The organism is Micromonospora sp. NPDC005979 (genome assembly GCF_040614415.1).
GTDB lineage: Bacteria > Actinomycetota > Actinomycetes > Mycobacteriales > Micromonosporaceae > Micromonospora.
Genome location: NZ_JBEXUR010000003.1, coordinates 231,020 through 250,949 on the forward strand (window position 1 = coordinate 231,020; position 19,930 = coordinate 250,949).

General features: G+C 72.7%; 25 protein-coding genes and 1 pseudogene. 8 read left to right on the forward strand and 18 right to left on the reverse strand.

Annotated elements, in window-relative coordinates:
* Positions 1-25 precede the first annotated feature (25 nt).
* From glp to ABZ272_RS07210, 3 genes are read right to left on the reverse strand one after another with little or no spacing between them, the layout of a single operon-like run.
* Complete coding sequence (glp, locus tag ABZ272_RS07200; protein ID WP_355048989.1) at positions 26-1,339, reverse strand: gephyrin-like molybdotransferase Glp; 1,314 nt, start codon at positions 1,337-1,339, stop codon at positions 26-28.
* Entirely contained in the window at positions 1,336-2,298 is a 963-nt protein-coding gene (locus ABZ272_RS07205; RefSeq protein WP_355048990.1) for a UTP--glucose-1-phosphate uridylyltransferase, read from the reverse strand. The genes glp and ABZ272_RS07205 overlap by 4 nt, the downstream gene beginning before the upstream one ends.
* 9 nt (positions 2,299-2,307) lie before the next feature.
* Positions 2,308-4,662 (reverse strand): diguanylate cyclase, encoded by a 2,355-nt coding sequence (locus ABZ272_RS07210; RefSeq protein WP_355048991.1) that lies wholly within the window; start codon positions 4,660-4,662, stop codon positions 2,308-2,310.
* Between the two features lie 85 nt (positions 4,663-4,747).
* On the opposite strand from ABZ272_RS07210, the gene ABZ272_RS07215 reads away from it, so the two are divergent.
* Positions 4,748-5,425 (forward strand): 5-formyltetrahydrofolate cyclo-ligase, encoded by a 678-nt coding sequence (locus ABZ272_RS07215; RefSeq protein WP_355048992.1) that lies wholly within the window; start codon positions 4,748-4,750, stop codon positions 5,423-5,425.
* A 63-nt stretch (positions 5,426-5,488) separates the two neighbouring features.
* Positions 5,489-5,629, forward strand: a pseudogene (locus ABZ272_RS07220) (FmdB family zinc ribbon protein); the annotation flags it as partial.
* Positions 5,630-5,643: 14 nt separating this feature from the next.
* On the opposite strand, the gene ABZ272_RS07225 reads toward ABZ272_RS07220, so the two are convergent.
* Both ABZ272_RS07225 and ABZ272_RS07230 read right to left on the reverse strand, forming a co-directional pair.
* Positions 5,644-5,838, reverse strand: coding sequence for a hypothetical protein (locus ABZ272_RS07225; RefSeq protein ID WP_355049336.1), 195 nt, complete (start codon positions 5,836-5,838; stop codon positions 5,644-5,646).
* Between the two features lie 98 nt (positions 5,839-5,936).
* On the reverse strand, positions 5,937-6,119 hold the full coding sequence (locus tag ABZ272_RS07230) for a hypothetical protein (protein ID WP_355048993.1): 183 nt from the start codon (positions 6,117-6,119) through the stop codon (positions 5,937-5,939).
* Between the two features lie 51 nt (positions 6,120-6,170).
* On the opposite strand from ABZ272_RS07230, the gene ABZ272_RS07235 reads away from it, so the two are divergent.
* Complete coding sequence (locus tag ABZ272_RS07235; RefSeq protein ID WP_355048994.1) at positions 6,171-6,497, forward strand: hypothetical protein; 327 nt, start codon at positions 6,171-6,173, stop codon at positions 6,495-6,497.
* A gap of 38 nt (positions 6,498-6,535) precedes the next feature.
* Here ABZ272_RS07235 and ABZ272_RS07240 read toward each other — a convergent pair whose 3' ends face one another.
* A complete protein-coding gene (locus ABZ272_RS07240) occupies positions 6,536-7,018 on the reverse strand; it encodes a DUF2231 domain-containing protein (protein ID WP_355048995.1) in 483 nt (160 codons plus the stop codon).
* Positions 7,019-7,217: 199 nt separating this feature from the next.
* Here ABZ272_RS07240 and ABZ272_RS07245 point away from each other — a divergent pair, with 199 nt between their 5' ends.
* Together ABZ272_RS07245 and ABZ272_RS07250 are read left to right on the forward strand one after the other, a co-directional pair.
* Positions 7,218-7,646 carry a Fur family transcriptional regulator gene (locus tag ABZ272_RS07245; RefSeq protein WP_355048996.1) on the forward strand — a complete coding sequence of 143 codons (429 nt, stop codon included), beginning with the start codon at positions 7,218-7,220 and terminating at the stop codon, positions 7,644-7,646.
* 75 nt (positions 7,647-7,721) lie between these two features.
* The gene (locus tag ABZ272_RS07250) at positions 7,722-8,579 is read left to right on the forward strand and encodes an oxygenase MpaB family protein (protein ID WP_355048997.1); all 858 of its coding nucleotides are present in this window, start codon (positions 7,722-7,724) and stop codon (positions 8,577-8,579) included.
* Positions 8,580-8,617: 38 nt separating this feature from the next.
* Here ABZ272_RS07250 and ABZ272_RS07255 read toward each other — a convergent pair whose 3' ends face one another.
* The 11 genes from ABZ272_RS07255 to ABZ272_RS07305 form a co-directional block, all read right to left on the reverse strand.
* Positions 8,618-9,445, reverse strand: a complete 828-nt coding sequence (locus tag ABZ272_RS07255; protein WP_355048998.1) for a PD-(D/E)XK nuclease family protein — start codon at positions 9,443-9,445, stop codon at positions 8,618-8,620.
* A 137-nt stretch (positions 9,446-9,582) separates the two neighbouring features.
* Positions 9,583-10,197 carry a MarC family protein gene (locus ABZ272_RS07260; RefSeq protein WP_355048999.1) on the reverse strand — a complete coding sequence of 205 codons (615 nt, stop codon included), beginning with the start codon at positions 10,195-10,197 and terminating at the stop codon, positions 9,583-9,585.
* A gap of 41 nt (positions 10,198-10,238) precedes the next feature.
* Positions 10,239-11,111, reverse strand: a complete 873-nt coding sequence (locus ABZ272_RS07265) for a PHP domain-containing protein (RefSeq protein WP_355049000.1) — start codon at positions 11,109-11,111, stop codon at positions 10,239-10,241.
* Positions 11,112-11,205: 94 nt separating this feature from the next.
* Positions 11,206-12,468, reverse strand: coding sequence for a hypothetical protein (locus tag ABZ272_RS07270; protein ID WP_355049001.1), 1,263 nt, complete (start codon positions 12,466-12,468; stop codon positions 11,206-11,208).
* Entirely contained in the window at positions 12,465-13,262 is a 798-nt protein-coding gene (locus tag ABZ272_RS07275) for a SigE family RNA polymerase sigma factor (RefSeq protein ID WP_355049002.1), read from the reverse strand. The genes ABZ272_RS07270 and ABZ272_RS07275 overlap by 4 nt, the downstream gene beginning before the upstream one ends.
* A gap of 103 nt (positions 13,263-13,365) precedes the next feature.
* Positions 13,366-14,232 carry a PH domain-containing protein gene (locus ABZ272_RS07280; protein WP_355049003.1) on the reverse strand — a complete coding sequence of 289 codons (867 nt, stop codon included), beginning with the start codon at positions 14,230-14,232 and terminating at the stop codon, positions 13,366-13,368.
* 6 nt (positions 14,233-14,238) lie between these two features.
* Complete coding sequence (locus ABZ272_RS07285; RefSeq protein WP_007455302.1) at positions 14,239-14,397, reverse strand: hypothetical protein; 159 nt, start codon at positions 14,395-14,397, stop codon at positions 14,239-14,241.
* A 116-nt stretch (positions 14,398-14,513) separates the two neighbouring features.
* Positions 14,514-15,233 carry a DUF6758 family protein gene (locus tag ABZ272_RS07290; RefSeq protein ID WP_355049319.1) on the reverse strand — a complete coding sequence of 240 codons (720 nt, stop codon included), beginning with the start codon at positions 15,231-15,233 and terminating at the stop codon, positions 14,514-14,516.
* A 38-nt stretch (positions 15,234-15,271) separates the two neighbouring features.
* Positions 15,272-15,895 carry an RNA methyltransferase gene (locus tag ABZ272_RS07295; protein ID WP_355049320.1) on the reverse strand — a complete coding sequence of 208 codons (624 nt, stop codon included), beginning with the start codon at positions 15,893-15,895 and terminating at the stop codon, positions 15,272-15,274.
* A 39-nt stretch (positions 15,896-15,934) separates the two neighbouring features.
* Entirely contained in the window at positions 15,935-16,459 is a 525-nt protein-coding gene (locus ABZ272_RS07300) for a hypothetical protein (RefSeq protein WP_355049004.1), read from the reverse strand.
* Positions 16,460-16,546: 87 nt separating this feature from the next.
* Positions 16,547-17,062, reverse strand: coding sequence for a MaoC family dehydratase (locus tag ABZ272_RS07305; protein WP_355049005.1), 516 nt, complete (start codon positions 17,060-17,062; stop codon positions 16,547-16,549).
* Positions 17,063-17,610: 548 nt separating this feature from the next.
* On the opposite strand from ABZ272_RS07305, the gene trxA reads away from it, so the two are divergent.
* The 3 genes from trxA (at position 17,611) to ABZ272_RS07320 (ending at position 19,497) form a co-directional block, all read left to right on the forward strand.
* Positions 17,611-17,973 carry a thioredoxin gene (gene trxA, locus ABZ272_RS07310; RefSeq protein WP_030329190.1) on the forward strand — a complete coding sequence of 121 codons (363 nt, stop codon included), beginning with the start codon at positions 17,611-17,613 and terminating at the stop codon, positions 17,971-17,973.
* A gap of 154 nt (positions 17,974-18,127) precedes the next feature.
* Entirely contained in the window at positions 18,128-18,568 is a 441-nt protein-coding gene (locus ABZ272_RS07315) for a hypothetical protein (RefSeq protein WP_355049006.1), read from the forward strand.
* The gene (locus tag ABZ272_RS07320) at positions 18,565-19,497 is read left to right on the forward strand and encodes an HTTM domain-containing protein (RefSeq protein WP_355049007.1); all 933 of its coding nucleotides are present in this window, start codon (positions 18,565-18,567) and stop codon (positions 19,495-19,497) included. Before ABZ272_RS07315 ends, ABZ272_RS07320 begins: the two co-directional genes overlap by 4 nt.
* Here the strand turns inward: ABZ272_RS07320 and ABZ272_RS07325 are convergent.
* A complete protein-coding gene (locus tag ABZ272_RS07325) occupies positions 19,461-19,880 on the reverse strand; it encodes a DUF393 domain-containing protein (RefSeq protein ID WP_355049008.1) in 420 nt (139 codons plus the stop codon). The two genes, ABZ272_RS07320 and ABZ272_RS07325, sit on opposite strands and share 37 nt — an antisense overlap.
* Positions 19,881-19,930 lie beyond the last annotated feature (50 nt).

The following is a 19,930-nucleotide window of genomic DNA, read 5'->3' on the forward strand; positions in this document are numbered from 1 at the left end:
CCCCCGACGTCCCGTCCGGGGGATCTCACCGACGGCGGTCCAGCAGCAGGACGTCCACGGTGGAGCCGGCGGCGGCGGTGGTGACCCGCTCGCCGAGCACCAGGAGCCCGTTCGCCTCGGCCAGGCCGGAGAGGGTGAACGGCCCCCCACGCAGCGGTTGCACGGTGTAACCGCCGCCGCGTCGCTCGGCGACGTGTGCGGGCCGGAACTCGCGCAGCCCGCCGGGTGACGACACGGTCTCCAGCAGGTGTGCCCGGACGCTGGGACGGAACACCGGCTCCGCGCCGGCGAGCAGTTGGATCGCCGGCCGAGCCAGCACCTCGAAGCCGATCAGCGCGGCACCCGGGTCGCCGGGCAGGCACACCACCGGCACCTCCTCGGCGCCGACCGTGCCGAACCCGAGGGCGGTGCCGGGATAGAGCGCCACGTCGGTGAAGGTCACCGGCCCGGCCCGGCCGCCCTCGCGGCGGGACAGGATCCGCCGGACCATGTCACCGGGGCCGGTGCCGGTCCCTCCGGTGGTGATGATCAGATCGGCCCGCAGGGTCTGGTCCTCCAGCAGGCCACGCAGCCCCTCCGGGTCGTCGTCGCAGATGCCCACCCGGTACGCCAGCGCGCCCACCTCGGCCGCGGCGGCGGTCAGCGCGTGCGAGTTGGCGTCCACCACCTGACCGGGCTGGCTGCCCCGGCCCACATCGACCAGCTCGTCCCCGGTGGCCACGATGACCACCCGTGGACTCGGCCGGACCACCACGTGGCCGATGCCGGTGGCCGCGAACACGGCGACGAGGGCCGGGGAGACGTACGTGCCGGCGCGGGCGAGCAGAGTGCCGGCGGGCAGCTCCTCACCGGCGCGGCGGACGCCGTACCCCCGCTTGGGGGTGCGGAAGATCTCGACGGCGGCCATGCCCTGGTCGGTCCACTCCACCGGGACCACCACGTCCGCGGCGACCGGCAGGGGCGCCCCGGCGGCCACCGAGAAGCACGCGCCCGGGGTGAGCCGCACCGGACGCCAGCTCGCCGCGCCCAGGTCGCCGACCACGTTGAGCCGGATGGTCCGCCCACCGGGCGTGCCGGAGGGGGCCGGGACGTAGCTCGGGCCCCGGCCCCCTCCGGAAATGTCCTCCCAGCGGGCCGCGTACCCGTCCACGGCCGCCTGGTCGAAGGCCGGGAAGGCGTGCGGCGCGACGACGTCGTCGGCGAGGACGTTGCCGTGCGCCTGGGTGAGGTCGAGGTCGAGTGGCGGCAGCGCTCGTAACCTGCGCAGCACGCTGCCCAGGTAGTCGGCGAGCGGCGTCAACTCGTTCGCGGCCGCCTCGGCGTCGGCCGTCGCGGTCATGTACCAGATCCGCCTGCCGCGTCGGCCTTGACGAAGTCGGCCAGCCAGGCGCGGAACTCGCTGCCGAGGTCCTCGCGCTCGGCGGCGATCTGCACGACCGTCTGGAGGTAGCCCAGCGGCATGCCGGTGTCGTAGCGGGTGCCCCGGTAGACGATCGCGTGTACCGGGGTGCCCTCGGTGCGCAGCAACTCCATCGCGTCGGTCAGCTGGATCTCGCCCCCGCTGCCCGGCTTGGTCCGCCGGATCGCGTCGAAGATCGTGCCGGGCAGCACGTACCGGCCCAGCACGGCCAGGTTGCTCGGCGCGTCCTCCGGCTGCGGCTTCTCCACCATGCCGGTCACCTTGACGACCTCGCCGATGTCGGTCAGGTCGCCCTCGGCGGGCTCGACCGAGGCGATGCCGTACCGCTTGGTGTCGGCCGGGTCGACCTCGAAGAAGGCGAGCACCACGCCGCCGGTGCGGGCCTGCAACTCCAGCATGGCCGGCAGCAGCGGCTCGGACGGCTTCACGAACTCGTCCCCGAGCAGCACCGCGAAGGGCTGGTCACCGACGTGGGCCTCGGCGTACCCGATCGCGTGCCCGAGCCCGAGCTGCTCCGGCTGCCGGACGGTGTAGATCTCGGCCAGCTCACCGGGCCGACGCACGGCCGCGAGGCGCTCGGCGTCGCCCTTCTCCTCCAGCCTGGTCTCCAGGTCGGGGCGACGGTCGAAGTGGTCCACCATCGACGTCTTACCCCGACCGGTGATCAGCAACACGTCACCGATGCCGGCCTGGGCGGCCTCCTCGACGATGTACTGCAGCACCGGTCGGTCGACGACCGGCAGCAGCTCCTTGGGAACCGCCTTGGTGGCCGGCAGGAAGCGGGTGGCCAGTCCGGCGGCCGGGATGACGGCCTTGACCGCCAGGGGACGGCCGGTTGCGGCGACCGTCGCTGAGGGGTTCGCTGAGTGCTCCGACATGCCGCGAGACTATCGGCCACGGCTCTGCCGCGGCGGGTGTGGCCCAGAAGACGCGCCGCCGCCCGGCCCCGGCCGCGCCGCGTCCGGACCCGCTCGCGCGGCGTCCACCGGGCCGTCCGCCGGTTCCGGCCGCGCGTGCGCGGGCCCCGGACGGTTCGATTCGGGTACGCCCGCAGCCGGCTCCGACCGGGCGTGGCCGCCCGGCTCCCGCGGGACCTGCGCGGACCGGCCGGCTCTCGGCAGCCCGTCGGGTGGGCTGACCGCGCCGGCCGGCACCGGAATCTCCCGCCTCGGCACGTCCGGGCGGACCTCCGCGACGCGGTAGGTGTCCCGACCGGCGGCCTTGGCCACGTAGAGGGCGTCGTCGGCGGCCTCCAGCACCTCCCGCCCGGTGCTGCCGTGGTCCGGGTAGACGGCGATGCCGACCGACACGGTCACCACGATCGGCCCCGCGTACGCCTCGACGGCGATCGGCGTCTCGCGTACCGCCGCGCCCAGCCGCTCCGCGACGATCGCCGCGCCCCGGGCGTCGGTCTCCGGCAGGAGCAGCACGAACTCCTCCCCGCCCTGCCGGAACGCCAGGTCCACCTCGCGGATCTCGCCGCGTACCCGCCGGGCGAACTCCGCCAGCACGGTGTCCCCTGCCGCGTGCCCGTACGTGTCGTTGACGTCCTTGAAGCGGTCCAGGTCGAGGGCGAGGACGCTGAGCATCCGGCCGAACCGGCTGGCCCGCTCGACCTCCCGGCGGATCGACTCGCGCAGGTAGCGGTAGTTCCACAGGCCGGTGAGCGGGTCGGTGAGGGAGAGCCGCTGGGCCTCCTCGTGGACCCGCACGTTCTCGACCGCGACGGCCGCGTGCCCGGCGAAGGTCCGCAGGGTGACCAGGTCGTCGTCGTCGAACTCGGCCGCGCCCACCCGGTCGTAGAGCGCCAGCACGCCGAGGGCCACCGCCGGAGAGACCGCCTCGTCGGCGGTCCGCTCGCCGCCCGGGATGATCGTCGTGCCGCCCGGGATGGTCGTCGCGCCGCTGCCGAGCCCGGTCGTGCCCGGCGCGGCGAAGGGGACCGCCACGTAGGTGCGGCAGCGCGGCTCGCCGGTCGGCGGCTCGGTGGGTTCCACGCGTCCCCGCTGCGGCTCGCCGGTCGCGGCCACCGCGCCGACCACACCGACGCCGACCGGCACCCGCAGGGTCTCCGGGCCGTCCGGGTCGGAGACCGGCCAACGCCCGTCCAGACCCTCACTGCACTGTGCCACCAGCACCCCACCGCTCTCCACCAGCAGCACCGCGCCGGCCCGGGCGCCGGTGGCCGCGATGGCGCTGTGCAGGATCACCCGCAGGATGCGTTGCAGATCGTGGGTGCTGGCCAGGGTGTCGCCGAGCACCGCGAGGTGCCCACGGAGCTGGTCACGGCTGCTGGTGAGCGCCGCGACGTACGAACCGGTCTCGCGGGTCATCCGGTTGAACGCCTCCGCGAGCCGGCCCAGCTCGTCCCGGCCGCGCACCGGCACCCGGGCGGTCAGGTCGCCGTGCGCCACCCGGTCGACCGCACCGGCCAGCTCCGCCAGGGGCCGGGTGGTCACCCGGGCCAGCCGCCACGCGGTCAGCACGGCGAGCAGCCCGGCCAGGACGACCACGCCGGCCAGCGTGACGTGCAGGCCCGGTGGCCTGGTGCTCGGCACCGACAGGACCAGCGGCAGCGGCTGGCCCACCGACGGTCCGACCCGGCGCACGTACCGGCCCTTCGTGGTTTCGGTGACCCGCCCGCCGGCGGTGTGGCCGGCGGCGGCCAGCACCCCGTCGCGTACCTCGCGGGACTCGGTGGTGTGGGTGAACCGGGCGGCGCTCGCGCCGCCGTCGAGCAGCGTGACCGCGACTCCGCTCACGGCCGCCAGCCGGGCCACGAAGGCCGGGTCGACGAACTGCGCGGCGGCCACACTGCCCAGCAGTGCGCCGGCCGTGTCCCGCCGGTCGACGTGGGCCGCCAGCGCACGGACCGGACCGGACGTCGCGGTGACCGGCTCGGAGCAGTCCCGCCAGGGTGTCGGCGGCGCGCCCGGCGAGACGTACGTGACCCGGCCCCCCACGTCGCTGACCTGCACCGCAGCGGCCAGCCCCCGGCCGATGAGCTGGCCGGCGACGACCGCCGGATCACCGGTGAGGGCGACCGCGTCGGCGGCGGCACGGAGCTGCTGGCAGAGCGCGTCGACCGAGGTACGCACCGCGGACGCCGCCACGGCGAGGCGTTCGGTGGACCGGGTGCGGTCGACGGCCGTGACGGTCGAGGCGACGAAGAACGCACCGAGCAGGACCGGGCCGAGCACCACCACGAGGAAGGCTGCCGTCAACCGCCCGCGTAGCGTCACTCGGTCCCCCCGGAAGTTCCGCCTCCGTTGCTTGCGATGCTGACACAGAGCAACCGTGGGAGTGGCGTTGCGTCAGGAGTGTTGCGTGTCAGATTTTTCTGATGAAGCGGAAGTGACCCGTGTGACGAAGCGGGACACCCGGGTGCGGCTGCTCGCCCACCGTCGGACCCTGGACGACGTGGCGCGGGCCGCAGCCGCCCGGCGCGTCCAGGCCGAGCTGGTCGCCCTGGTGCGCCGGCTGCGCCCGGGCCGGATGACGGCGTACGTGCCGGTCGGCTCCGAGCCGGGCGGGGCCCACCTCGCGGAGGTGTTGCGCGGGGCGTTACCGGCCGAGGGCGAGTTGCTGCTTCCGGTGCTCCGCGCGGATCTCGACCTGGACTGGGCGGTGTACACCGGTCCGCACGCGCTGGCCGCCGCCGGCCGGGGCATCCGGGAGCCGGTCGGCCCCCGACTCGGCGTGGCCGCCGTCTCCGGCGCGGAACTGGTGGTCGTGCCGGCGCTCGCCGTCGACCACCACGGCCGGCGGCTGGGCCGCGGCGGAGGCTCCTACGACCGGGCGCTGGCACGGGTGCCCACGGCGAGCCTGACCGTGGTCCCGTTGCACGACGGTGAGCTGGTCGAGGCGCTGCCCACCGAGCCGCACGACCGTCCGGTCCGCGCGGTGGTCACCCCCACCGGCGGAATGCGTACGCTTGATGACGGCCCGGGCACGGCGCAGGGTGTCGCGCCCCACACGTCCGCTGGACGAATCCGGCCCGAATGACGCACCATTGGCACTCGAATACGTCGAGTGCCAACTGGCCGAGTCCAGATACCGGAGGAGAACGTGCCTACGTACCAGTACGCCTGCACCGCGTGCGGTCACCAGCTCGAGGCGGTGCAGTCCTTCTCTGACGAGCCGCTGACCGAGTGCCCGGCGTGTCAGGGGCGGCTGCGCAAGGTCTTCAACTCCGTCGGCGTCGTCTTCAAGGGCTCGGGCTTCTACCGCACCGACTCCCGCGCGTCCGGCTCGGAGACGTCGGCCGGCGGCGCGACCAAGCCGGCCAAGTCCGAGTCGTCCTCGTCCTCGGGTGGGGACTCCGGCTCGTCGTCGTCGACGTCCTCAACGTCCTCGTCGTCGTCCGGGTCCTCGTCGTCCGGGTCGTCCTCGTCGTCCGGTGGGTCGGGCGGCGGCAAGGCGGCGGCAAGCTCGGCGTCCTGATTCCGCTCGGCCGCAGGCCGCCACGTCGGCGATGCGCCACTGAACCCCGGGCGCGGTCCATCCCGTCCGGGGTTCAGTCCCAGTGCGGAGGGCGTTGGGCGAGGAGCCAGTCGTCGTTGCCTCCGCTGCGCTCGCCCCAGCCGTGGTCGGTGTCGTCCGAGGTCTGCTCGGGCAGCACCACGAAGTCGTCGCTCAGGTCGACGGTGCGGTCGTCATCGCCGCGCGCGACCGCGGCGCCGGGGTCCTCGGTGCTCACGAGCGGCAACACTAGCGCAGGCCGCCGGCTCCGTTGGTAGCCTCGGACGGCGTGACGACCCCCAGCGGTGGCAGCACCCCGGACGACTACTGGCGTCGGCCCGGGACCGGCGACGGTCCCCCGGCGGACCAACCGCCGCCCGCCACACCAAGCACCGACGCGTATGCGGGGCCACCCCCGAGCGTGCCGCCGCCGGCGGGCTGGCGTCCCCCCGTACACCTGGAGCCGGCGCCGCCGCGACGCCTGCCACCTCAGGACACGGCCGCCCTGGACGTGGCGGAGCAGCGGTCGCAGCGGGTCACCTACGGTTTCGGGGCCGCTGCCGCCGTGGTGTTGGTGGCCCTCGTCTGCCTGCTCTGCTCGCGGATCCTCTTCTGACCAACGCGCCACCGGCCGCCCCCGACCGGCCGGCGGCGTCAGAGAGTGGTGCCCCAGACGGCCTCGGCACCGGAGTGGCCGGTCAGAGCGACGTAGACCAGGGCAGCGAGCGACAGCGCGACGGCGGCCACCGCGAGCACCGGCGTCACCAGGGCCGGCAGCCGTGGCACCCGGGGGTGTCCGCTGGTCGCCACGAGCAGCGCGATGGCCACGATCCCCAGCGGCACCACGATCCGGAAGAGGATGTCGCCGTAGCGCGAGTGCTCGAAGATCTGGTCGAGGATCTGCCCCTGGTAGCCCCGGGCGACCAGGGCGTCGGTGAACGCCTCACCGGACTCGACGGCCACGAAGGCGGTCACCGGCGTCACCAGGGCGAGGATGCCCAGCGCCCAGTCCAGTCGGTGCCGCCAGCGCGGCAGCCCCACGTACGCGATGGCCAGCACCGCCAGCAGGGGGACGAAGACCACCATCGCGTGCACGACGAAGACGTGTGTCGGTAGACCCAGGATCTTCTCGAACATCGACACCTCCAGGCGGATCACGGTCCCGGGATCGCCAGCGTACGTACGAACCGCCGGTCGTCCCCGGGCTCTCCCCCGAAAGACACGCGCACGACGCTGATGAGGTTCAGTGCCGGGATCGATCTCTACGAGCTGTGTTCGTGACCACCGCCCTCGGCCGACTGTTGTCGTCGCTGGTCGCGCGTGCTGTCATTGGCGCGTGTCCAGAGGTGAGGAACTGCTGCGATCGCGGGGGCTGCGCGTCACCCGACCGCGCCTGGCGGTGCTGGATGTCCTCGCCGACGGTGGCCACCTGGAGGTCGACGAGATCACCCGGCGGGTCCGGGAACGGCTCGACTCCGTCTCCACCCAGGCGGTCTACGACGTGCTGGGGGCGCTGAGCAGGGCCGGGTTGTCCCGCCGGATCGAGCCGGCCGGCAGCCCCGCCCGGTACGAGGCACGCGTCGGCGACAACCACCACCACGTGGTCTGCCGGGGCTGCGGCGAGATCGCCGACATCGACTGCGCGGTGGGCAGCGCACCCTGCCTGGATCCCGGCGTCGCACACGGCTTCGAGGTGGACGAGGCGGAGGTGACCTTCTGGGGTCTCTGCCCGAGCTGTCAGTCGCGCCGCGCCGCCGACGGCTGACTTGCTCCCCGTCGCCGGAACCCCGGCCGGCCGCGCTGGCCGGCACCGACGCGCCGGCCGTGGCACGCTTGGTCGGTGGACTCCGATGACCTCGGCCTCTTCGGTCCGGGTTCGGTCACGTGGAAGGTGCACGAGGAGCCGATCCTGATCGTCGCCGGCCTGCGCTCGCTCTACCTCCAGGCGTTGCACCCGCGCGCCATGGCCGGCGTCGCGCAGAACAGCAACTACCGCACGGACGCGTGGGGAAGGCTGGTCCGCACCGCCACCTACGTGGAGACCACCGTCTACGGCACGACCCTCGACGCGGAGCAGGCCGGCGCGCGGCTGCGTCGACTGCACGCCCGACTGCGGGCCACCGACCCCGCCACCGGCGAGGAGTTCCGGATCGACGATCCGGCCCTGCTGCGCTGGGTGCACGTCACCGAGGTCGAGTCGTTCCTCAGCACCGCCCGCCGGGCCGGTCTGCCGCTCACCGATGACGAGGTGGACGGCTACTACACCGAGCAACGTCGGTCGGCCGCCCTCGTCGGGCTGGACCCGGCCACGGTGCCGGGCACCGCCGCCGAGGTCCAGGACTACTACCGTGCCGTTCGGCCGGAGCTGCGGATGACCCGGGAAGCCGCCGAGACGGCGCTGTTCCTCACCGCCCCACCGCTGCCGTGGAAGCTCGGTCTGCCGGCCCGGCTGGGCCTCAACCTCGGTCCGCCACGGTGGGCGTACCTCGGGATCGCCGGAACCGCGCTCGCGCTGCTTCCCCCGTGGGCCCGGCGGATGTACGGCGGGTTGGGGCTGCCCACCACCGAGTTGTCGGCGGATCTCAGCGTTCGCGCGCTGCGACTGGCGCTCGGCGCGGTGCCCCGTCGCTACCTGGAGGGGCCGTTGATTCAGGCCGCGAAGCAACGCGCGGCCGATCGAACGGCGTTGGCCGGCTGACCGCACGCGCGCCGCGTCGAGTTGGCCGACGGACGCGATCAGCCCTCGACGGTTCGTTCCACCGCCGCCCACGGCTCCTTGCCCGGGGTCTGCGCCCCGGTGGGACAGTGCCGCCGGTAGTCGCACCAGCCGCAGCGCGGCCCGGGCGCGACCGGGAACGCCTCGTCGGCGTCACCGCCGTCGGCGACGACCCGCTCGGCGGCCATGATGTCGCGGGCCGTGTCCTCCGCGCGGGACAACTGGCGGGCCAGCGACTCGACGGTGTGGTCGTGACCGGCGACCGTGCCGGTCGGCAGGTGGTGCAGCTCGACCCGGCGGCACGGCCGGCGGAACACCCGCTCGGCCGCGTACGCGTAGAGAGCCAGCGCCTGCGAGCCCCGGGCGTCGTCGGCGTCCAGCCCGGTGCGGCCCGTCTTGTAGTCGACGATCACCAGCTCCGGACCCTCCGGACCGGGCCGGGAGTCGATGCGGTCGGTGCGGCCGTTGAAGGCCAGGACGGCGGTCTTGACCGCCACCACCCGCTCGACACCGAGCGGGTCGGCCTCCGGCTCCAACGTCTCGACGTACGCCTCCAGCCAGCTCAGCGCCCGCCGGTAGGCGGCCCGCTCCTGCTCGTCGTCGCGGTAGCCCTCACGGACCCAGGTGCCCTTGAGCAGGGTGGCCAACGCCTCGGGGCGGCGCCGGTCGGCGGGCAACGCGTACCAGTTCTTCAGGGCGGTGTGCACGCTGGCGCCGAGCGAGTTGTGGGCCCAGGGCGGGCCCTTCTGCGGCGTGGGACGGTCGACGTAGGAGTAGCGGTAGCGGCGGGGGCAGTCGGCGTACGTCCCGAGTTTGCTCGGGGTGCAGACGAACAGACGCTCCGGCATCCCCTCGAAACCGAGCTGCTCCGCGCCGCCGGGACGCTGCTGAGGGGTCCGACCGCCAGCGGCGGATCGTCCGGATGAAGAGGCTCGTCGCACGCCTGCGATCCTGCCATCAACCCCCGACATCCGGACTGTCCCGGTCAGGTCATGTTCACGTAGTGCGTGACGAAGGCGGCCACCGCGTCGGCGATGAGCTGGACGGCGATCGCGGCAAGGAGCAGGCCGGCGATCCGGGTCAGTACCTCGATGCCGCCGGGGCGCAGAATCTTGACGATGCCGCCGGAGAAGCGCAGCACGATCCACACGGCGACCATGACGGCGAGGATCGCCGCGGCGATCGCGGTGTAGTCGCCGAACCCGTCGGCCTGCTGGACGAAGAGCATGGTCGCCACGATGGCGCCCGGTCCGGCCAGCAGCGGGGTACCCAGCGGCACCAGCGCGATGTTCGAGGTGACCTGCTGGCTGGGATCGTCGGCCTTGCCGGTCAGCAGCTCCAGGGCGACCAGGACGAGCAGCAGCCCACCGGCGGCCTGCAACGCGGGCAGGTCCACGTGCAGGTAGTCGAGCAACGTCTGCCCGGCCACCGCGAAGATCACGATCACACCGAGAGCGAGCGCGACGGCCTGCCACGCCGCCCGGTTACGGTCGCGCGCGGGCAGCGGCCCGGTCAGCGCCAGGAAGATCGGCATCATGCCCGGGGGGTCGGTGATCACCAGCAGGGTCACGAAAACCTCGCCGAACAGCTTCAGATCCACGTGAGCAACCTAGCCGCGCCACGGTGGGCGAAATACGCGGATCAGGCCGAAGCGACCTCGGTCACCCCGGCGGCGACGATTCGCTCGTACGCCTCGACCCCGGTGGTGAACGCGCCGAGCCGGACGGTCTTGTGGGTGCCGTGGAAGTCGGAGGAGCCGGTGACCAGAAGGTCCAGCTCGGCGGCGAGCGCCCGGACGTGCGCCCGTTCGGCCGGGCTGTGGTCCTCGTGGTCGGCCTCCAGCCCGGCCAGCCCGGCGGCGGCCAGCTCGGCGATCAGCTCGTCGGGCACCACCCGGCCACGTCGGGTGGCCCGGGGATGGGCGAACACCGGTACGCCCCCGGCGGCCCGGACCAGCCGGACCGCCCGGAAGACGTCGATGTCCTCCTTCGGCAGCCGGTACCGCTCACCCAGCCAGTCCGGGCCGAACGCCGCGCGGGTGTCGGCGACCAGGCCGGCGCGGATCAGCGCCTGCGCGATGTGCGGGCGACCGACCGTCCCGCCGGCCGCGCCGGCGAGAACCTCCGGCCAACTCACGTCGATGCCGTCGGCGCGCAGCAGCGCCACGATCCGCTCACCGCGCTCCTCGCGGGCGGCCCGCACCCGAGCCAGCTCGGCTACCAGCTCCGGGTGTTCCGGGTCGAACAGGTAGGCCAGCAGGTGCAGCGGGATCGCCGGATCCGCGCCCTCCCAGCGGCAGGACAGCTCGGCGCCCCGGATCAGGAGCAGGCCGGGCGGCAACGCCCGTACGGCCGGCGCCCATCCCGCCGTGGTGTCGTGGTCGGTGATGGCCAGCACGTCCAGACCGGCGTCCGCGCCGGCACGCACCAGGTCGGCCGGCGTCAGCGTGCCGTCGCTGGCGGTCGAGTGGGCGTGCAGGTCGATCCGGGGCGCGGAGCCGGTACGCGAGGTCACCCCCCGACGCTACCGAGCGGACCCGAAGCAGACTCGCGTAGGTGGCGGCGATCCCCGGCGCCCGGCCCGGCAAGCCGGCCGACCCCCGGCGGCGTCAGGAGCCGCTGACCAGGACCGGCCGGTCGCCGGGCTCGAGGCCGGCCACGGGCATCGGCTCGGCCTGTTCGCCGCCACGGACCCGCTTGACGTTCACCCGGACCAGCCAGCCGGAGCTGTCGACGTACGCGACGTCCGAGTCGCTCGTCCAGGCGACCGTGCCGCTCACCGCCGGGCCGACGGGTACGGCGTCCAGCGTCGTACCCAGCCGCTCCAGGTCGACCAGCAGGGAGCGGTCGGTCGACCCGACCTTCCCGTTCATCAGGAGCCACCGTCCGTCGTCGGACATCCCGCCGACGCCGTCCGGGCTCAAGTGGCTGCCGCAGGCGGTACGTGCCGCTTTCGTGGCCCGCTTCGGATCGACGATCGCCAGGCACGTTTCGTCCGCCGAGTTCGCCGACACCTGGCTGACCAGCCGCCCGTCCGGCAGCGAACCGTAGACGTTCAGGGTGTCCTGCTCGGGCACCTCGGTCAGCTTGTCCGCGCCGGGCCGCCACAGGACGTGACCCGGCCGGGTCGGATCGAGTCGGACCAGCAGGCTGCTGCCGACGAACCGGACGGGTTGCGCGCTGTCCGGGACCGCGATACGCACCGTGCCGATGAGCTGGGTGCCGACGACTCCCGCCACGAGCAGGTCCTCGCCGTCCCGCCAGGCGACCTGCGTGCCGTCGGGGGCGAGAACGATCTGACCAGCGCCGGCCAGCAGCACCTGCACCAGGCCGTCGTCCTGGGCGACCCAGAGGGAGCGCCCGGCGGCGGTGGGCGCTCCGACCACCAGCAGACCCGTGCCGTTGGGCAGCCGGTGCGCGAGTTCGGCGGGGCCGACGCCGGGCAGCGCCAGACGCTTGCCGTCGGCGTCGATCAAGGCGCCGGCGAAGAGTACGTCGGCGTGCGCCTTCGACGAGGTCGGAGGCGGGGCGGCGCTGGCCGTGGCGAGCGGTTGGGCCGACAGGTCCGGGTCACCGATGACGACGATGGGCGGCCCCTGCTGGTCGGAGCCGCCGGAGAGGTGTGTCATGCCGGCGCCGATCAGCACGGTGGTGACCACCCCGAGCGCGATACCGACTCCGGCACGCCGCCGTCGGATCCGGTTGGCGCGTCGGATGGCCTGACCGGCCGGGTCGGCGGTCAGTGGACGGGTGACGGCGACCTGGCGCGAGAGAGCCTCCCGCACCGCACCTTCGAGCTGGTCACGTCGCACCTGATTAGGACGCCGCAGGCCGCCCGTGAGGTTGTCGGGGAGCCGCGGAAAGACCTTCACTGCTGCTCTCCGGGGCCGGTGCCAACAGGCACGGCCACCGAAGCGCTGGGCAGGTCGAGCGCCGGGGCGATCGGATGGGGCGCGGACGGGCGCGGCGCGACCGGCCCGGGCGCGGCCCGACCGACGCCGGGACGCGGCGTTGCCGCAGGGCGGGCTGCGGCCATCCCTCCGACCGAACCGGACGGGACCGTCTCGGCAGTCCCGCCGGGTCGGGCAGCCTCTCGGGAGCGGGGGGCAGCCGCGTCGCGGCCGCGTCGCGAGGCGGTGCCGGTCCCGGTCGGCTCGGCGCCCAGATCCGGCGCGTCGGCGCCCATGCGGCGGCGCAACGTGGCCAGCGCCCTGGATGCCTGGCTTTTCACCGTCCCCGGCGAGATGTCCAACAGGGCCGCCGTCTGCGCTTCCGACAGGTCCTCGTAGTAGCGCAGGACGAGCACCGCCCGCTGCCGGCTGGGCAACTCCTTGAGGTGCCGCCAGAGCAGGTCGCGGTCGAGCTGCCGCTCGATCTCGTCGAGGCCGGGGCGCTCGGGCAGCACCTCAGTGGGGCGCTCACCGTGCCAGCGCCGCCGCCACCAACTCGTCGACGTGTTGACCATCACACGCCGGGCGTAGGGCTCGACCGCCTCGATCCCGCCGAGCCGCTTCCACGCGAGGTAGGTCTTCGTCAGCGCCGTCTGGAGCAGGTCCTCGGCTGTCGCCCAGTCGCCGGCGAGCAGATACGCGGTACGAAGCAGGGCGGCGGAGCGAGCCGCGACGAACTCGCGAAACTCCTCCTCCAGGGGATCCCTGCTCGCCACCACACACCTCCGCACCCAAACCGTTCTGGAAGAGTGCCACGTCAGCGGCGTTTCGGTCCATGACGAAAGGTGCGCACTTGCTCCGATGTTCGGACGAAAACCTTCACGCGCCGTCGTCGGCCTTGGCCTCGTCGGCCTCCTTGCCCAACCGCGCCTCGACCGCCTGCGGCTCGTACATCTCTTCGACGACCCGTAGGTAGAGCTCGTTCGGGTTGGGCAGATTCTTGATCTCCCGCAGCGCCTGCTCCTGGCCCGCGGACTCCAGCACGAAGGTGCCGTAGTTGAGCGCCCGACCGGTCGGGGTCTGCTCGTACTTCATGTCGGTGACCCGGACCAGCGGCATCATGGCGACCTTGCGGGTGACGATCCCGTTGACCACCATGACCCGCTTGTTGGTCAGGATGAACCGGTCATACCACCAGTCGGCGACCTTCCACGCCACCCAGCCCATGACGGCGAACCAGAGCAGCACCGCGATGGTCGTCAACGCGCCCACGCTCCGCCCGGCGAGGAAGCCGGAGAGGTAACCGAGCACGAAGGTCGCCGCGACGCCGATCAGGAGCGGGTTGGTGAGGTGGATCCAGTGCCGCTTCCACTCGCCCCGGTAACGCTCGGTGGGAAAGAGGTAACGGGCGACCAGCGAGCTGGGCTCGTCCTCCAACGGGAGGACCCGTCGGGGCGTTGACCCCATGGCGTCGGCGCGCAGCCCCGCCAACTCATCCTCGGAGATCTGCGGCGGCTGGTCCGGATCGCGGATCCAGGCCCGACCGGACCGCCCTTCGCCGGCATAGCCGGGCCCGTCACCGTAGCCGACGTCGTCCGAAAGGGATGGCCCGTCGGACAGGCCGGCACCGGCGCCGTAGCCCGGGCCGTCATCGGGCCCGATCCGCGGAATCGGCTCGGTGTCGCGCTCGCGACGGTCCCGGTCGGGGTCGTCCGGGTCGAAGGGTGGACCGGAGGGGCTGCCCATCGGCGGCTAGGCGACGAGGCTGGTGAAGAAGTCGCCGAACCCCTGGGCGATGTCCATGATCCCGCCGCCCAGCGACTTGAACACATCAGCCGCAGAGTTTGGCCGATAGGCGACGAAGAAGATCAAGAATGCGATTCCGGCCCAGGTGAGGACCTTCTTGACCATGGCGGGCCATCCTCTCGCGCGGCGCCGGGTCCCATTACCGCAGCGGCACCCAGAGTATCAGTGTGGTGTCGTACAGTGAATATCTGCGTCCGTTCTCCGTCAACCCGGAAGAGATGTCAAGCTCTCCCGGACAGGTACGGGGACGGTGCGCCGTACACGAGTTCGGGCGGAGTCCACTCGGTCAGGTCGTGTAACACGACATCCTCCGCGAGCAGATGACCCGCACTCGCCGGCCAGGCTATCGCATGTAGCCACATTCCCCGAGCCTCGCCGGCGTACGCGCTTCGATCCGTCGGAGAATTCACCAACCACAGTGGAGTCGGGTGCCCGCCGACCCTGATCCTGGCCTGCCCGACGTGCTCGGGGTGCCCGGGGCCGGGGTCGGTCAGCGCGTCGGCGAGCTCCGGTCCGGGATCGGGGCCGGCCAGGCCGGCGAGTCGCGTACCCAGGCCCACGCCCGGTTCCTCGGCCACGAAGACCAGATCCGCCGGGCCGTCGTCGAGCGGCGCGGGCCCCGCGCAGGCCACCGCCGTCGCCCGCACGCCGGTGCGGTCGTCCCCGGCGTACGCCACGCCGGTGAGGGTCCAACCGGGCGGCAGCGGCCACGGGCACCACAGCGGTGTCCCGGGTGGACCGGGAGCCGCGGTGATCCGTTCCACCACGCTCGCGACGATCTCCGCCCCGATGTGTTCGGGCACGTGCAGCGGCGGCACGGGTCCGCAGCGCAGGCACCTCGACTCGGTGTGCATCAGATCCGGCGCCCGTACCGGGCCCCCGCATCTCGGACAACTCACCGCGACACTCACATCCCCACCGTCACCCCGTAGCGCCGGCACGTCAAGCCGGAACGCCGATCGCGCCGTTGGGGCGACGGTCAGTCCGGCGGAGGGCCGGCGTGCGTCCGGATCCACGCGTGCATGGCGATGCCGCTGGCCACTCCCGCGTTGATGGACCTCGTGGAGCCGTACTGGGCGATGGAGTGGAGCTGGGCGCAGGCGGCCCGCGCGGGCGCGGACAGGCCGGGGCCCTCCTGGCCGAACAGCAGCACGCAGTCACGCGGCAGGACGGCGGTCTCGATCGGCCGGGAACCGGGCAGGTTGTCGATGCCGAGCACCGGTAGCCGCCGTTCCGCCGCCCAGGCGACGAACGCCTCGATCGTCTCGTGGTGACGGACGTGCTGGTAGCGATCGGTCACCATCGCCCCGCGTCGGTTCCACCGACGCCGACCGACGATGTGCACCTCGGCGGCGTTGAACGCGTTGGCGTTGCGGACCACCGTGCCGATGTTGAAGTCGTGCTGCCAGTTCTCGATGGCGACGTGGAAGCCGTGCCGCCGCCGGTCCAGGTCGGCGACGATCGCCTCGTGCCGCCAGTAGCGGTAGCGGTCGACGACGTTGCGCCGATCGCCCTCGGCCAGCAGTTGCGGGTCGTAGCGCGGATCCTCGGGCAGGTCCCCCGGCCAGGGGCCCACACCCACCTCAAGCTGGTCGTCGGTCACGGTCATCAGAGAGTACGGCCACCCCGGCGCCCCGCGATCTCAGCCCAGGCCGAGCGCGTCACCGAGCCGGTCCAGGAAGCGCCGGTCCGCCGGGCTGGCCGGATGCCCGTCGAGGCCGGGCACCGCCCGGCAGACGCGGGCCGCGACCGACTGCACCCACTGGCGGTACGCCGCCGAGTCGGCCGGATCGGCACGCCGACGCAGCACCCGGGCCGCCGCCCGACACGCGGCCAGCAGGTCCACCAGATCGGTGAGCCGCTCGGCGGGCGCCGGCGCGCCGTCGTGCCGGGCGTAGATCGCGGCGACCACGGCACGGACCAGATCGCTGTCGAACCCTCGGCCGGCGGCCACCGCGTCCAGACCGGCCAGGCTCGCCTCCACCCCGCGCTCCGGGCGGCCGGCGCCGGGCGCGGCGGCGGCCACGAGGACCCGAGCGGGCAGGCTGGTGAGCAGATCCCATTCGGCGGCGGAGTAGACGGCGGTGGTCAAGGGTGCGGCACGGCGGCCGGCAGAGGGCGGCTCTCCGGCGACGGAGTGGCTCATCGGAACCTCCGGCGTCAGCATAAGCCCCGAAAACGGGACCAGGGCCGCCACCGCCAGAACCTGTTGCCCGATGGTGCCCTGCTCCGGCGTGCGACCCGGCGGGCGCGTTCAGCGCGGCGTGGGGAAGCTGGGCCGCTCCGGGTCCACCCCGTCCGGCACGGCGCTGGCCGCGTACTCCTTCTTGGGGACCATGACCCGGCGGCGGAAGACGCAGACCATGGTGCCGTCCTGGTTGTAGCCCCGGGTCTCCACCGAGACCACGCCCCGGTCGGGCTTGGAGCCGGACTCCCGCTTGTCGAGCACCGTCGTCTCGCCGTAGATGGTGTCGCCGTGGAAGGTGGGCGCCACGTGGCGCAGCGACTCCACCTCCAGGTTGGCGATGGCCTTGCCGCTGACATCGGGCACCGACATGCCGAGCAGCAGGGAGTAGATGTAGTTGCCGACCACGACGTTGCGCCTGAACTGGCTGGACGTCTCGGCGTAGTGCGCGTCCAGGTGCAGCGGATGGTGGTTCATCGTGAGCAGGCAGAAGAGGTGGTCGTCGTACTCGGTGACGGTCTTGCCCGGCCAGTGCCGGTAGACCGCGCCGACCTCGAACTCCTCGTAGTAGCGGCCGAACTGCATCCTGGTCCCCTTCGACGGGCGGCGATGGAGTTCGGCACAGCATGCCTTACCGCTGGTTAAGGCGACGGTCGGGGCGGGACCTCGGCGGAAATGTCACACCGGTCACTCGCCCGGGGGGAGACGCAATGAGCGGCGGGGCCCTCCCCGGCACCCGCCGCCCACGCTCTGATGTGAGGAATTCTGCCCTACGGTGCCGTAACTTCAACAGAGATCGCGGTCACATTTATCTTTTCGTAACACTACTCTCGGTGACGAAGGCTAGGTTGATCAGCGATCTCCGCAGGCCGGATACCTCCTTGTCAGGGCTCAAGTTACCGATTCGTAGCGCTCGATCGGGTGGATCTCCCTGGAAACGCTCCCATTACCGCAGGTCACGCAAGTGCGTCATGCACTTGCGTTCCGCAGGACGAGATGAACTCACAACGCTCGATGCTCGTCAGGGTCCCCGCGCAGCCCCGCGCACGTTTCGCGCGCACCGGCCCGGGAATTCGATACGGTCAGCCCTGGTTCTACGGGACGCAGACAACCCGCGGTGATCGGAGAGTGCAATGGCAACCGTTGAGCTGACCTCGGCGAACTTCGACGAGGTGACCGGCAACGACGGCATCGTCCTGGTCGACTTCTGGGCCGACTGGTGTGGTCCGTGCAAGCGGTTCGCCCCGGTCTACGAGCGCTCCTCGGAGAAGCACCAGAACATCGTGTTCGGCAAGGTCGACACCGAGGCCCAGCAGGAGTTGGGCGCGAAGTTCGACATCCGGTCGATCCCGACGATCATGGCGATCCGCGACGGCGTCATCGTCTTCGCCCAGCCGGGCGCCCTTCCCGAGTCCGCCCTGGAGAACCTGATCGAGCAGGTCGAGGCTCTGGACATGGACGACGTCCGCAAGCAGCTGGCCGAGCACAACCACTGAGCCGTCCCCGCGACGGCACGCGAAGGCCGGGCCCGGTTCGGGTCCGGCCTTTCGTCATATCCCGACAGCCGCCCATGATCACCGACCCGGGCAGGCGGAACTGACCGTCGGTGGGACCCGAGACGGCCGGTAGATCCCGTATCGTCACCACCCGATGGAGACCCTGACCACCCGTGGGCGCACGACCCGGTTGGGCGTGACCGCACTCGGTCTCGTCCTGCTGCTGTTGGGCACGTTCTGGGGTAGCGACGACGACTTCCCATTCGGCCCGTTCCGGATGTACGCCACCTCGAACCCGCCGAACGCCCCCGCCCCGGACACCCGGGTGGAGGGCGTCAACAGCGCCGGCGCGGTGGTCGAGCTCGACCAGGACGCGACCGGCATCCGCCGCGCCGAGATCGAGGGCCAGCAGGACCGGTACGCCGACGACCCCGCGCTGCTCGCCGAGGTCGCCGACGCGTACGCCGAACGTCACCCGGACGCCTCCGCGCTGGTCGAGGTCCGCATCGTCATCCGTTGGCACGGCATCCGCGCCGGCCGGCCCACCGGGCAGCACACCGACGAGACCGTCGTCAGCTGGCAGGTCTCCCGGTGACCCGCTGGCTGACCGAGGCGGTGCCCCGCGGACGGATCGCCGCGTTCCGGACCCTGATCTACCTCTTCGTCGCCGCCGACCTGGTGGTCTTCACCCCATGGGTACGCACCAGAGCCAGCGTGCCCGGCGAGCTGTACCAGCCGCTGTTGATCGGCCGCCTGCTCCCGCTGCCGACCCCGACGCCGACGGTCGTCGCGGTGATCTTCTGGGGGCTCCTGCTCGCCGCCCTGCTCGCCGCGACCGGCCGGGCACCCCGGCTGCTCGGCTGGACGGTCTGCGCGCTGTACCTCGAGTGGATGATCATCGCGATGAGCTACGGAAAAGTCGACCACGACCGGTTCGGCCTGCTCGTCGCGCTGGCCGTGCTGCCCACCGCCGGCCGGGCCCGCCACGGCGACACCACCCGCACGGAGGCCGGCGGCTGGGCCCTGCGCGTCACCCAGATCGCGGTCATCTGCACGTACTTCCTGGCCGCCTGGGCCAAGCTGCGCTTCGGCGGTCTGGACTGGCTGACCGGCTCGGTGCTGGCCCGGGCCATCATCCGACGCGGCACCGACCTGGCCGACCTCATCGCCCAGGTGCCGTACCTGCTGATCGTCGCCCAGTTCGGCATCGTGGCCTTCGAGCTGCTCAGCCCCGTGGTGTTCCTGTTACCGGCCCGCTGGCGAGTGGCCATGGTCGGCTTCTTCTACTCGTTCCACGTGGTGACCATCGCGACCATCACGATCTCGTTCGCGCCGCACCTGGCCGCGATGACCAGCTTCCTGCCCCTGGAGCGGGTGCGACCGCTGGTGTGGGCACGCCGGCTCGCCGGACGCGGCCCGGTGGACGCCGAGCCGACGTCCGCGCCGCCCGATCCGGCCCGGCTCGATGATCGGGCCCGGGTGGGTGATCAGGCGCCGGCGGTCGGGCGACCGCTCGGGCCGTAGAGGCGTTCCCGCGCCTCCTGCGGGAGCGAGCAGGCCGCCGTGCCGCCCGGCAGGCGGTGGCGGTTGCGGGCCACCCAGCGGTACACCGGCCAGGCCAGCGCTCGCACCGGCGGGAACCGCAGACCCGCGCCGGCCACCCGCCACACCAGACCGCTGTCGGCCAGCAGCTTCGCGATGGCGTCCGGGCCGGCGGCGCGGGAGCCGTCCGCGCCGACCCACTGCACGGCCTCCTCGCACTCGGCCACGGTGAGGCCGAGCGCGTCCAGGTCGGCGAACTGCCAGGGCACCACCCGCGCGCCGGTCGGGATCCGGCGTTCGATGAACTCCGCACAGGTCGTGCAGAACGCGCAGTCACCGTCGTAGACGAAGGTCGACCTCTCCATGGGTCCATCCTCCCCCGTGCGAGCGACGATCACGCACGGGTGTCCGGCGG